Annotated in this window: 9 protein-coding genes; all 9 read left to right on the forward strand. The window is 54.9% G+C overall.

Translation table 11 applies throughout. From position 1 onward, the window contains the following. The first annotated feature begins 6 nt into the window (after window positions 1–6). The gene (cobA, locus tag E6C60_RS06140; RefSeq protein WP_138225057.1) at window positions 7–1,560 is read left to right on the forward strand and encodes a uroporphyrinogen-III C-methyltransferase; all 1,554 of its coding nucleotides are present in this window, start codon (window positions 7–9) and stop codon (window positions 1,558–1,560) included. 24 nt (window positions 1,561–1,584) lie between these two features. Further along, window positions 1,585–2,586 (forward strand): porphobilinogen synthase, encoded by a 1,002-nt coding sequence (gene hemB / locus E6C60_RS06145; RefSeq protein ID WP_138225058.1) that lies wholly within the window; start codon window positions 1,585–1,587, stop codon window positions 2,584–2,586. A 55-nt stretch (window positions 2,587–2,641) separates the two neighbouring features. Then, entirely contained in the window at window positions 2,642–3,937 is a 1,296-nt protein-coding gene (hemL, locus tag E6C60_RS06150; RefSeq protein WP_138225059.1) for a glutamate-1-semialdehyde 2,1-aminomutase, read from the forward strand. Beyond that, window positions 3,934–4,842 (forward strand): RluA family pseudouridine synthase, encoded by a 909-nt coding sequence (locus E6C60_RS06155; protein ID WP_138225060.1) that lies wholly within the window; start codon window positions 3,934–3,936, stop codon window positions 4,840–4,842. Before hemL ends, E6C60_RS06155 begins: the two co-directional genes overlap by 4 nt. 168 nt (window positions 4,843–5,010) lie before the next feature. Continuing rightward, on the forward strand, window positions 5,011–6,246 hold the full coding sequence (locus tag E6C60_RS06160) for a LysM peptidoglycan-binding domain-containing protein (RefSeq protein WP_138225061.1): 1,236 nt from the start codon (window positions 5,011–5,013) through the stop codon (window positions 6,244–6,246). Between the two features lie 636 nt (window positions 6,247–6,882). Beyond that, window positions 6,883–9,549: a valine--tRNA ligase gene (locus tag E6C60_RS06165; RefSeq protein WP_138225062.1), complete on the forward strand. Its 2,667-nt coding sequence runs from the start codon at window positions 6,883–6,885 to the stop codon at window positions 9,547–9,549. A gap of 31 nt (window positions 9,550–9,580) precedes the next feature. Continuing rightward, on the forward strand, window positions 9,581–10,948 hold the full coding sequence (locus E6C60_RS06170) for a bifunctional folylpolyglutamate synthase/dihydrofolate synthase (protein ID WP_175415225.1): 1,368 nt from the start codon (window positions 9,581–9,583) through the stop codon (window positions 10,946–10,948). 6 nt (window positions 10,949–10,954) lie between these two features. After that, the gene (gene murC / locus E6C60_RS06175) at window positions 10,955–12,328 is read left to right on the forward strand and encodes a UDP-N-acetylmuramate--L-alanine ligase (RefSeq protein ID WP_138225064.1); all 1,374 of its coding nucleotides are present in this window, start codon (window positions 10,955–10,957) and stop codon (window positions 12,326–12,328) included. A gap of 151 nt (window positions 12,329–12,479) precedes the next feature. Beyond that, window positions 12,480–13,442 carry an SPOR domain-containing protein gene (locus E6C60_RS06180; RefSeq protein ID WP_175415226.1) on the forward strand — a complete coding sequence of 321 codons (963 nt, stop codon included), beginning with the start codon at window positions 12,480–12,482 and terminating at the stop codon, window positions 13,440–13,442. Window positions 13,443–13,523: the final 81 nt, after the last annotated feature.

The following is a 13,523-nucleotide window of genomic DNA, read 5'->3' on the forward strand; positions in this document are numbered from 1 at the left end:
AGAAGCATGACGGGGAAGGTTTATCTGGTCGGAGCTGGACCGGGCGATGCGCGTTTGATTACGGTGAAAGGGAAGGACTGTCTGGAACAGGCCGATGCCGTTGTCTATGACCGGTTAGCTTCTCCGCGGTTGTTACGGTGGCTGCAGCCGGGGGTACAAAAGATTTATGTCGGCAAGCTTCCGGATCGCCATACCATGAAGCAGGAGGAAATCAACCAGCTGCTGGTGGATTTGGCTCTGGAGGGGAAGACGGTGGTGAGGCTCAAGGGAGGAGATCCCACGATCTTCGGACGCGTGGGGGAAGAAGCCGAGCTGTTATATAAGCACGGAATCCCTTTCGAGATTGTACCCGGCATTACTTCTTCGATCAGTGTTCCTGCATATGCCGGGATTCCCGTAACCCATCGGGACCTGGCCTCATCTTTATCGATTATTACCGGCCATGAAAGCCCGGATAAGCTGGACCGAATGATTCAATGGGACAAGGTGACTCATGCAACCGGAACGCTCATCTTTATGATGGGCGTTGCCAAGATCGGTTACATCAGTCGTCAGCTGATGCTTCATGGCAAGCCGCCGGAAACACCCGTAGCCTTGATCCGCTGGGGAACGAGGGCAGAGCAGGATACCCTGGTCGGAACGCTTCAGGATATTGAAGAGAAGGTGAACGCACTGCGGTTTGAGCCTCCTGCTGTTATTGTAGTCGGAGAAGTTGTACACCAGCGCTCTCGTTTGAAATGGTCAGAGCAGCTTCCGTTGTTCGGCAAGCGCATTCTGGTAACCCGTTCCCGGAAGCAGGAAAGTCTGCTTGTGAAGCGGATTGAAGAGCTGGGCGGAGAGCCGTATGAATTTCCGGTCATTGAGATGGTCATGCCTTCACCCGGCAAGCTGCAGGAAATCAGTCGCGCTTTGGAGCAGCTTCAGACGTATGCTTGGGTGTTTTTCACAAGCGTGAATGGAGTAGAGTATTTCTTCCGCCATCTTAATGCTTCCGGGCAAGATATCAGGTCTCTCGCGGAAGCACGGATTGCCGCAGTCGGCCCGGCAACGGGAGCCGCGCTTCGCGAGCGGGGCATTGCTGCAGAGGTGCTGGAAAGCCGCTTCCAGGCTGAGGGACTGATTGACGCCTTTGCCGGGGAATTGCAGCCTGGACAGGCGGTGCTGCTCCCCCGGGGTGATCTGGCCCGAGACTGGCTTCCCGGCCAATTGCGAGACATGGGGCTCCAGGTGACGGATCTTCCGATTTATGAGACAGTCATGCCCGAAGAGGAAGATGAGGAGCTGCTGCGGCTGCTGCAGGAAGGCGGTATTCATGCGGTGACCTTCACCAGCTCATCCACGGTGACTCATCTGCTGGCGATGCTGGAGCGCATGGGTGTCCAAAGCCCGGTTCAGCTGTTAGAGGGCGCAGCTGCCGCCTGTATTGGACCGATTACGGCCGATACGGCTCAGCAAGCGGGACTGAAAGGGTTGATTCTCGCTAAGGAAGCGACCATCGAGAGCCTGGTAGAGGCACTCTGTGAGTGGAATAAAGATGAACCGAGACGATTTCGGGATTAACATACAGCTATGGAGGGATTGGACATGAGTTTTCCGATAGTAAGGCATCGCCGTTTGCGCCGGACTGCTGCGATTCGCAGTATGGTCCGCGAGAACGTACTTCATGTGGAGGATTTGATCCAGCCGATATTCGTTGCACACGGCAGCGGAATCAAGAATGAAATATCTTCCATGCCGGGCGTGTATCACTTTTCACTGGACACCTTGAAGCCAGAGGTGGATGAGATTGCGGCGCTGGGAATCCCGGCAGTGTTGCTGTTCGGCATTCCGGAGAGCAAGGACGAGGTGGGCAGCTCCGGCTTTGACGAGCAGGGCATTGTCCAGGAGGCGACTCGTCTGATCAAGTCGTGGTATCCGGATCTGATGGTCATTGCCGACACCTGTCTGTGTGAGTTTACGGATCACGGTCACTGCGGCATGGTGCACACCTATGAACGTGAGGGACAGCTGTGCGGAGATGTCATGAATGATGAATCGCTGGAGCTGCTTGCGCGAACGGCCGTCTCCCAGGCGAAGGCAGGGGCGGACATTATTGCTCCATCCAATATGATGGACGGCTTTGTTCAGGCCATCCGATCGGCACTGGATGAAGAGGGCTTTGAGCATATTCCAATCATGTCGTATTCGGTCAAGTATGCCTCTGCGTTTTACGGCCCGTTCCGGGAGGCGGCGGATTCAGCTCCGCAGTTTGGCGATCGAAAGACGTATCAGATGGATCCGGCTAATAGCCGTGAAGCACTGCGGGAAGCAGAGACCGATGTGCTTGAAGGTGCAGATATGCTGATGGTGAAGCCGGGCCTCGCCTATCTGGACATCGTTCGCCAGCTTCGGGATCAATTCGACCTGCCGCTGGTGGTGTACAATGTAAGCGGAGAATATTCCATGGTCAAGGCAGCCTCGATGCAGGGCTGGATTGATGAGAAGGCGATCGTTATGGAAAAGCTAACCGGCATGAAGCGCGCGGGTGCGGATATGATCATTACGTATTTTTCCAAGCAGGCAGCAGGCTGGCTCCGTCAGCGTTAAGAGGCTTGGCATGAATGGCACAAATCGTCTTCCAGACAGTTAGGAGTGAATTGAAATGAATCAACACCAACGCAAGGAAGAAGCATCGCGTAATGCTTTTGAGGAAGCGAAGCAATACATCCCAGGTGGTGTGAACAGTCCGGTCCGGGCTTTTAAATCGGTAGGCTTGACGCCCATCTATATGGATCGCGGCGAAGGCAGCCGGGTGTATGACATTGATGGCAACTCTTTTATTGATTATGTAGGCTCATGGGGTCCGCTCATTATGGGGCACGCGCATCCTGCCGTTGTCGATGTCCTGCGGGATACGGCAGTAAAAGGCACGAGCTTTGGTGCGCCGACGCTTCTGGAAACCGAGATGGCGAAGCTCGTCTGTGAGCGGGTACCGTCGATTGAGGTAGTTCGAATGGTCAATTCCGGGACGGAAGCGACCATGAGCGCAATTCGCTTGGCGAGAGGCTATACCGGACGTACCAAAATTATCAAATTCGAAGGCTCCTACCATGGTCATGCCGACAGTCTTCTGATCAAGGCCGGCTCTGGCATTGCAACTCTGGGGCTGCCGGACAGTCCGGGCGTTCCGGAATCGGTAGCTACGAACACGATCGCCGTCCCTTACAACGATCTGGAGTCTATCGAGCTGGCGTTTGAGCGGTTTGGAGAAGAAATTGCCGCTATTATTGTGGAGCCGGTGGCGGGCAACATGGGTGTCGTTCCGCCGGCGGTAGGCTTTCTGGAAGGCTTGAGAAGGGTGACCTCCCAGTACGGCAGCCTGCTCATATTCGATGAAGTGATGACCGGCTTCCGGGTAGACCTTCACTGTGCGCAGGGGCGTTACGGAGTCACACCGGACCTGACCTGCCTTGGCAAGGTCATTGGCGGTGGACTGCCTGTAGGCGCGTACGGCGGCCGCAGAGAGATTATGGAGCAGATCGCACCGGCGGGGCCGATCTATCAGGCCGGAACGTTGAGCGGCAATCCGCTGGCTATGGCAGCCGGGTATACGACACTGTCGCTGCTTACCCCTGAAGTATATGCCCAGCTTGAAGAGCGGGGAGCACGTCTGCAAGCTGGCTTCGAGCGCAATAGCCGGGAGCTTGGCATTCCATTGACGATTAACCGGGTAGGTTCGATGGTATGTCCGTTCTTTACGGAGAAGGAGGTCGTAAATTTCGACACCGCGAAGACAAGCGACTTGTCGAGATTCACCTCATACTTTGCCGGTATGGTGCATGAGGGCATCAGTGTACCTCCTTCCCAGTTTGAAGGCATGTTCATTTCGGCTGCGCACAGCGTGGAGGATATTGACGCTACTATTGAAGCCAACTACCGCGCGCTGCAAAGCCTGTGAGCCTCTACCAAGGTGCCTGGCTGCGCCGGGGCGAATGGCTGGAGCTGACACCCGGCAAGGTGCTAACGGCTGCAAGTGACCGTGAATCGGCAACGGAGGCTTGGCTCAAGGAGCAGCTCGGGATGCCTGAGAAGCTGATACGCTGCCTGAGAAGTGAGGGTGCGCTTCAGTGGCGCGGAGACCGTCTCCGTCTGCAGCTGTTTCCTGCCGTTGCGGCCGGGATTGAGCCGCGGTGCGCAGAGCTCGACATTTTGTATGAGGATGATTTCTGCCTGGTGGTCAACAAGCCGGCCGGGATGGCAGTCCATCCGGACTCCTCGAGCTCGGAGCTGACCTTGAATCACGCGGTAGCCTGGCATTTTCATACCCATGGCACCAAGGCCGCTGTCCGTCATGTCCATCGACTGGATAAGGATACCACGGGGCCGGTGCTGTACGGCAAGAATGAATTTGCTCTCCTGAAGCTGGATGAGGCGATGCGGAACAAAGAAATCGTACGCAGATATGCTGCACTGGTGCAGGGAGTCGTGTCTCACAAGCTGAAGGTTATTGATCTGCCTATCGGCAAAGACCGGCATCATCCTAAGCGGCGCAGAGTATCACTGACCGGACAGCATGCCGTGACGCGAATCCTCTCGGTAGAGCCGTATCGGCAAGCAAGCCTCCTGTTCTTGAGTCTGGAGACGGGGCGGACCCACCAGCTTCGGGTGCATCTCAGCCATATGGGACATCCTATTTTGGGCGATCCGCTGTATGGTGCCTCGTTTGGCAGCTTCCAGCGTCAGGCGCTTCATGGAGCGGAGCTTTCCTTCAGGCATCCGTTAACCGGAGAAGAGCTGCTTCTGGAGGCACCCTGGCCGCAGGATTTAATGGAGCTGAAGGAGCTTGTTCAGCAGGAGAGATGAATGATGATTTGAGACCGCTGCGGCGGTCTTTTTTTATGTTCTGGCTTCCATCTCGCTCAAAACAGGCATGCCCGCCCGTTCACGGCATATAGATTAAGGGAGTGACCATAACGGGCTCATGCCGCGGAATTGCCGCGGATAGTATACGCCAAAAAGGAGGACATTCCCGTGTTCGACCAGTCCTACGGATTGCGGTTTGATATTTACGAGCGCATCATTTTAGCGGAAGATCTGCCGGGAATTGAAGAGCTGGAGGAGGCTGAGCTGATTCCTCATATCCAGGTGATTCACCAGGGAGAGCAAGCTGCCCTGCGGGGTCATCTGCTGTTAGCCGGACTGTACAAGGGGGACACCCCGGAGCAGGAAACCGAGCCGCTGGAGCATTGGATTCCCGTTGAGATCACGGTTCCGATGAATCGGGTTTCCTCGCTGGAGGACATTGCCGTCGAGATTGAGAATTTTGATGTTGATGTGCTGTCCAAGCGAGGGTTAAACATTACCGGTGTGTTGTCCTTAAAAGGAATCCAAGGCGGGGTGCAGGGCTACGGCAGCGACCAAGCCTGGCAAGATGAAGAAATTTCGGTCGTACATGCTCCTGCAGATTCGCAACAGCAGGAGGAAGAAGCACGCCGCGAAGCCTCACAGGAGGTGTATACGGCCAATTCTTTTGAGGCAGTGAACGAGCCTGCAGCAGCGGAGCCTGAGCTTGAGGCTGTCCCGAGAGGGGCGGCAGAGACCACAAACGAATCAAAGGCGGACTCCACTCCCCTGACGGCAGAGAGCACTCAAGCTGACGCTGCAGCGCCGGTGCCGAGTGTATGGAGCTTTGAGCGTCAGCAATCCGGCTGGCCGGAGGAGCTTCAGGACGAAGAAAGGCAGGATGAGAAAGAAACTGCCGAGCCGGAGCAGGCTGCGGAGACTGTAGAACATACTCCAGATACCTTGGAAACCGAGGCTGAACAGCCGGAAACGATCGCGCTGGAGGGAGGCATTCAGGAAAGCGCAGAGCTGCAGGAGGAAGAAGTGCCCGCGAAGCCGGAGCTTAAGGTGGCCTTCAGCAGCAAAAACAGTACGGTTAGCAGCACTGGCAGTGCAGGCTTCTCCTCATTGCTGCATCCCGGCCGTCTGACTTCGGAAGGAGAAGCGGCTTCCATTCCTGCGGAAGAGCCAGCAGCGAATGAGCCTGAGCGGCAAGCAGGAGAGGACGTGCAATGGAAGTCCTTGTTCCTGGGAGCACGGCAGGAAGAAACGCCGTTCCGAAAGGTTCGCTTATGCATTGTGCAGAGGGAAGAGACGCTGGAGGGCATTGCAGAGCGCTACCAGCTGAGTCCGCGCGAGCTGCTGCTATATAACCGCTTGTCGGAGCAGAGTGTCGAAGAGGGGCAAATTTTGTACATCCCGTAGCTGGCCTGAACCGTTGATGGAATGCTTATGCGGCAGTTGCTTATTAAAAGCTGTTTCCCTGGGGATTTTTATGCCTGGTGGGGAACAGCTTTTTGCTGTGTTAGGACGGTTTAATTCGGTGCTGCTTCGTCATAAAGCGGCCCTGCCGTTTTCTCACAGCGGCGGTACCTGCAAAGATTGACGGTCATGCCTTAAAAAGGTTATAGTATCTATAGCCAAATTCAAAAAGCAGTAACCCCATACCATCATCAACGAGGAGCGGGAAGAGTAGGATGTGTGGCCTAAAGAGAGCGGAGTTGCAGCGCTGAGAGATTCCGCAGGAACCAGCATTCCCAAAGTCGCCCGTGAGTTGCTTGCTTGAGCTGTGACACACACCGATGTGAGGACCCAGTTAGAGCAGGCCGGCTGCAGCCGTTATCTGTGCAGAGTGTCGCAGTGTGATCAGGATTGCCGTGAGCGTAGAAGTGCTCCTGGTGGATTGCGAAACAAAGGTGGTACCGCGAGAGAACCAAAGTCTTTCGTCCTTTGAGGACGAGGGGCTTTTTTTGTTGTTCCGGACTGCGCGGCCCTCCCGCAGCGGTACGGCTAAAACCCTATAGTATGGAAATGCTGACTAAGTAACGGAGGTAAATGAATATGGAATCCAAAGAAACGACAGGCTCGGCTCAGATGCCGACCACCTATGATCCCAAAGCTGCAGAACAGAAATGGTACAGCTACTGGAAGGACGGAGGCTTTTTTAACGCCGGGAAGCGACCGGAGGCAGAGCCTTTTACGATCGTCATTCCGCCGCCGAATGTGACCGGTATGCTGCACATCGGCCATACTCTGGATTTTACCCTTCAGGACATCATTATCCGGGTCAAGCGCATGCAGGGCTATGATGCCTTATGGCTACCGGGCTCGGACCATGCCGGCATTGCTACACAGACCAAGGTCGAGCAGAAGCTGCGCGAGCAGGGTGTGACCCGTTATGATCTGGGGCGCGAGAAGTTTCTGGAGAAGGTGTGGGAGTGGAAAGAGCAATACGCGAATACCATCCGCGAGCAGTGGGCGAAGATGGGGCTTTCCCTGGATTATTCCCGCGAGCGCTTCACACTGGATGAGGGACTGTCCCGTGCAGTACGGGAAGTGTTCGTGAACTTGTACAACAAGGGTCTCATTTATCGCGGTAAGCGAATTATTAACTGGGACCCGGCAGCGCGGACAGCCCTGTCTGATATTGAGGTGGAATATAAAGAGGTACAGGGCCATCTGTATCATCTGAAATATCCGTTAAAGGATGGCAGCGGGTTTATTACGGTCGCGACGACCCGTCCGGAAACGATGCTGGGAGATACAGCGGTAGCGGTGCATCCGGAAGATGAGCGTTATCAGGATATGATCGGCAAAATGCTGGTGCTTCCGGTTGTAGGCCGGGAAATTCCGGTCATCGCAGACGAGTATGTAGAGAAGGACTTCGGCAGCGGTGCGGTGAAGATCACCCCTTCCCATGACCCGAACGATTTTGAGATGGGCCTGCGCCACGATCTTCCGCAGATCACGGTGATGGATGAGTCCGGCACCATGAATGGCTTCGCCGGCAAATATGAAGGGCTTGACCGCAGCGAATGCCGCAAGCAGATTGTCAGCGATCTGCAGGAAGCCGGCGTCCTGATCCGTATCGAGGACCATGTTCATCAGGTCGGGCACAGTGAGCGCAGCGGCGCGGTCGTTGAGCCGTATTTGTCGACACAGTGGTTTGTCAAAATGAAGCCGCTCGCCGATGCCGCCATCGAGGCGCAAAAATCCGGAGACGGTGTAAACTTCGTGCCGGAACGCTTTGAGAAAACCTATCTTCACTGGATCGAGAATGTGCGGGACTGGTGCATTTCCCGGCAGCTGTGGTGGGGACACCGGATTCCAGCCTGGTACTGTGAGCAGTGCGGCGAAGTGCATGTATCGCATGACGAGCTGGACGTGTGCAGCGCGTGCGGAAGTCATCAGCTGAAGCAGGATGAGGACGTTCTGGACACTTGGTTCAGCTCCGCGCTCTGGCCGTTCTCGACACTAGGCTGGCCGGAGGACAGTGAGGACTTCAAGCGTTACTACCCAACGAATGTTCTCGTGACCGGCTATGACATTATTTATTTCTGGGTAGCCCGGATGATCTTCACTGCGCTGGAGTTTACCGGCGAGAAGCCGTTTAAGGATGTGCTGATGCACGGACTGGTGCGGGATGCGGACGGCAAGAAAATGTCCAAGTCGCTCGGCAACGGCGTGGATCCGCTGGAAGTCATCGAGAAGTATGGCACAGATGCCATGCGCTATATGATCTCTACAGGAATTACGCCGGGACAGGATCTGCGCTTCCGCTGGGAGAAGGTAGAGCAGGCGCGGAACTTCGCCAACAAGATCTGGAACGCCTCCCGCTTTGCCTTGATGAATCTGGAGGGCGTACAATACAGCGATATCGACATCAGCGGGGATCTGGGTACAGCCGACCGCTGGATTCTGCATCGCCTGAACGAAACTTCACGCGACATTACGCGTCTAATAGACAGCTACGAGTTCGGCGAAACAGGCCGATTGCTCTATAACTTCATCTGGGATGATCTGTGTGACTGGTATATTGAGTTTGCGAAGCTGACACTGTACGGCGAGGATGAGGCTGCCAAAAAGAACACCCAGTCCGTGCTCGTCTATGTCCTGGATCGCACGATGCGTTTGATTCACCCGTTCATGCCGTTTATTTCCGAGGAAATCTGGCAGCATCTTCCTCATGACGGGGATACCGTTATGCTGGCAGAATGGCCGACCTATGATGCCGCTCTGGAGAACCCGGAGGCTGTTGCTGAAATGGATATGCTTATGGACGTGATCCGTGCAGTCCGGAACATCCGGGCCGAGGTGAACGTACCGATGAGCAAGAAAATCGAGCTGCTCCTTCAAGCTTCGGACGCCAAAGGCTTAAGCATTGTTCAGCGCAACGAAGTGTACATCCGCCGCTTCTGCAACACTTCCCAATACGAAGCGGGTCTGAGCCTGTCCACGCCGGATAAAGCGATGACTGCAATTGTAACAGGGGCGGAGCTGTACCTTCCGCTTGCCGGCCTGATCGATATCGATCAGGAGATTGCCCGCCTGGAGAAGGAGCTGCAGCATCTCAATAGCGAGGTATCCCGGGTAGACAAGAAGCTGGGTAATGAGGGATTTGTGGCCAAAGCGCCGGCGAAGGTGATCGAGGAAGAGAAGGCCAAGCAGGCTGATTACAGCGACAAGCGGGATAAAGTGATTGCCCGTATCGCGGAGCTGAGAGGCTGATATGGGACAAACCGGATCCGTAGGTGAAGATATGATGAATAAGGTCCCGGCAGCCCCCTTTGAGACGTATACAGAAGCGGTGAACTGGATTAACGGCTTGATCCCATTCGGGATCAGGCCCGGTCTAGAGCGGATTGAGCTGCTGCTTGAGCGCCTGGGTCATCCTGAACGCCGGCTGAAGTTCGTTCATGTGGCGGGCACGAACGGTAAAGGCTCCACCTGTGCGTTCTTGACACGCGTGCTGCTGCAGGGCGGATATTCCGTCGGGACCTTTACCTCGCCCTATATTACGAAGTTCACGAATCGCTTTCAGATTGACGGTGAGGATATTGAGGAAGAGGTATTGCTGAAGCTTGCAAACCAGCTGTATCCGCTTGTACAGGAGATTGCAGACAGTGAGCTTGGCTCTCCGACCATGTTTGAGGTGTCCACAGCGCTGGCGATCCTGTTCTATTCCCGGGAACGGGTACCGGATGTGGTCGTGTGGGAGACAGGGCTTGGCGGCAGAATGGATGTGACGAACGTCGTTCACCCTGTCGTATCGGTGATTACGAACATAGGAATGGATCATACCGATATTCTTGGGGAGACCATTCAGGAGATTGCTGCGGAAAAAGCCGGTATTATCAAGCCGGGGGTACCTGTGGTCACGGCGGTTTCCCAGCCGGAGGCTCTGGAGGTTATCCGCCAGACGGCAGCCTCCAAGCGCGCAACACTGTATGCAGCAGGAGAGCAGTTCAGCTACGAGCGGTTGTCCGGGGACGAAAACAGCCAGAAGCTTCGCTTCTCGGGGCCTTTCCGGGAACTGGAACTGGAGATTGGCATGCAGGGCGAGCATCAATGCCAGAATGCGGCCTGTGCCATGATGGCGATAGACATTCTCCGCCATTACATGGCGTTTGTTATTGAGCCTGATGACTTGCAGAAGGGCTTTACAAGCACTCGCTGGGCTGGACGCCTTGAACAGGTGAGTCAAATGCCACGACTGATTCTCGACGGAGCTCATAATCCGGAAGGAGCCGAATCGCTCGCGAAGAGCCTTCCTGGAACCTACCGCTACCGAAAGCTGAACCTGATGATGGGAATGCTCTCAAATAAGCATCATGAAGACTATTTGAAGCATATACTTCCTATAGTGGATACATTGATCATCACTGAACCGGATTTCCGGAGAAAAATGGACGCCAACGCCTTGGCAGACGTTGCTGAACGGATCAGGGAGTCATACGCTAAACCATCCCTTCAAATCATCATAGAACCAGACTGGAGAAAAGCGCTTGAAGCATTGAAGTCACGGACGGAAGCGGAGGATCTCGGGGTCGTGTCAGGCACGTTGTACCTGATTGCCGACGTGCGTTCAGACCTCCTTGGCCTTTCCGATGCTGAAAAAGGTTGGTGAAAATTGTTGAATACTTCGGAACATGTTCATTTTATAGGAATTGGCGGTTATGGCATGAGTGCCATTGCAAGAGTGATGCTGGAGATGGGATACAAGGTTACGGGCTCGGATGTAGCCTCCCAGGAGCTGACTGAAAAGCTGGCAGCCAAAGGCGCCCAAATATATATCGGCCATACGGCCGAGCAGATTCAAGGAGCGGACCTGGTCGTTTATTCGACTGCGCTTTCTCGCGATAATGTGGAGCGGGTAGCGGCAGAGGAGCAGAACATTCCCGTGCTGCACCGTGCCCAAATGCTGGCGAGACTGCTGAATGAGCGCAAGGGCATTGCGGTAGCAGGGGCGCACGGCAAGACGACGACCTCATCCATGATCTCAACGGTGCTGGAGGATTGCGGCGTAGACCCGACCTTTATTATCGGCGGAGAGATTATGAATGTCGGTACGAATGCGAAGGCCGGACAGGGGGAGTATGTCGTAGCTGAAGCAGATGAAAGCGACGGCTCGTTCCTGCAGTACTACCCGTGGCTCGGGGTAGTGCTTAACATTGAGGCTGATCATCTTGAGAATTATGACGGAGATTTTAACCAGCTCAAGGCGGCTTATGTGCAATTTTTGAGCCAGATCCGTGAGGACGGAACAGCCGTTGTGTGTGCGGATGACGAGAATATCAGAGCTATTTTGCCGGAGCTGAAATACCAGGCTACCACATATGGAATTCACCATGATGCTGAATACTCAGCGCGGGATCTTGTGCTCGGAGACCGGCAGGTTAGCTTTACGATGCTGCACGGTGAAGAGGTCATGGGTACCATCCGGCTCTCGGTTCCCGGCAAGCATAATGTATACAACGCCATGGCTACCGTCATTACCTGCATGAAGGCAGGCGTCCCGTTCGAAGAGATTGCCCAGTCTATCATCAAATTTAACGGAGCCAAAAGGCGCTTCCAGGTGCTTGGTGAAATCAATGATATTCTGGTCATTGACGATTATGCACATCATCCGACCGAGATTGAAGCGACCATCAGCGCCGCAAAGGCAACCGGAAAAAGAATTGTAGCCGTATTTCAGCCGCAGCGCTACTCGCGTACCTTCTTCCTGCTGGACGCGTTTAGCCGCGCTTTCGGCGATGCCGATGAGGTCATTATTACCGACATTTACGCACCGGCCGGCGAGAAGCAAATCGAAGGCATTACCTCAGCGAAGCTCGCGGAGCTGATCGTACAGAACAGCAATGCAGGAGCAAGGTACCTTTCGACGAAGGATGAGGTGCTGGAGGATTTGAAGGGACGCGTGGCTCCCGGAGATCTGGTGCTTACGATGGGTGCAGGTGACATTTGGAAGGTTGGAGCTGCTCTGGCAGAAGTGCTGAAGAGTAAATAAGGTGAATACCAGGGTCATGTTATGAAGGAGGCTTTCCTTCAGGGCATGGCTCTTTTTTTCATTTACATCTGGCACGGCAGCGGGACATAACGAGATGGACATCCTCATAAATATGGGTAGTACGAGAGGTGACAACCAAGGAGGGGAGTCCATGAGCAAATCCCGAATGACGATTCGTCTGGATCAAGAGCCGCCGCGGGGGACGATAGAAGAGCGAAGTGTGCGGCTATCCGGAGTTCCGAAGACAGAGGATCACAATATTGAAGTGGATCTTGGCAGCTATTATCGCCCGCGCGCGCCGAAAGCTTCACTCTGGAAGCTGATCGGCTCCATCACAGCCGCTGTGCTGACCGGTCTGCTGTTCGGCTTTGCGGTCTTGAATTCATTTGGCGGGGAGCCTCGTGCATCTGAACATACTACGCCTGTCGATTCCGCACCTGTACCGGAAGCGGCCCAGTCACAGCAGCATGATGCAGCGGGAGTGCAGCCTGGAAGCGAGACGGTCCTTGTTCCTGAAAAAACCTACTATTTGCTTCAATACGGCATGTTCAGCTCGGAGGAAGGGGCCAAGCAAGCAGAGAAGGAGCTGCTGCAGTCAGGGCTGGCCGCCTACGGGGACATGGATGGGGCTTACCGTGTCTATGCCGGAATATCTCCTGACCGGGAGGGAGCGAAGCTGCTCAGCAGTCAGCTGAAGCATAGCGGAATCGAGCTCTATGTAAAAGAGGTGGTGTCTGCGGGACCACAGACGACGGTTCTGGCTGTCTCTGGATTGCCATGGAGCCTGTTCATAGAAACGGGCGGAGGACTGGCTTCAGAGCTCAGCGCGTTTTCTGCCCTTATGCTGGGGCGGGAGACCGGGACTGCTGCCGATGCAGAAACGATGAACCGTATAACCGGGCTGCATTTACAATGGACGGAGGCGCTGGAGCTGCTTCAGGGTATGAGTCCCGAGGCGGAGTCTCAGCTAAAGGGGATGGCGCAGCAGATGAACAGCGCGGTTACGGCACTCGCAGAATATAACAAAAACCAGGCCAAGGGGCATTTGTGGGAAATCCAATCAGGCATGATGAACTATATCATGGGTCAAAAAAAGCTCATTTCACTGCTATAGCCCTTATTTCCCGGGTCAGAAATACCTCACAGCAGGGGCAACTATTTCCAGTTGTCCCTGCTGTTTTTGTATTTGTATTGC

Origin of the sequence: Paenibacillus algicola (genome assembly GCF_005577435.1) — a bacterium.
Taxonomy (GTDB): Bacteria; Bacillota; Bacilli; order Paenibacillales; family Paenibacillaceae; genus Paenibacillus_AQ; species Paenibacillus_AQ algicola.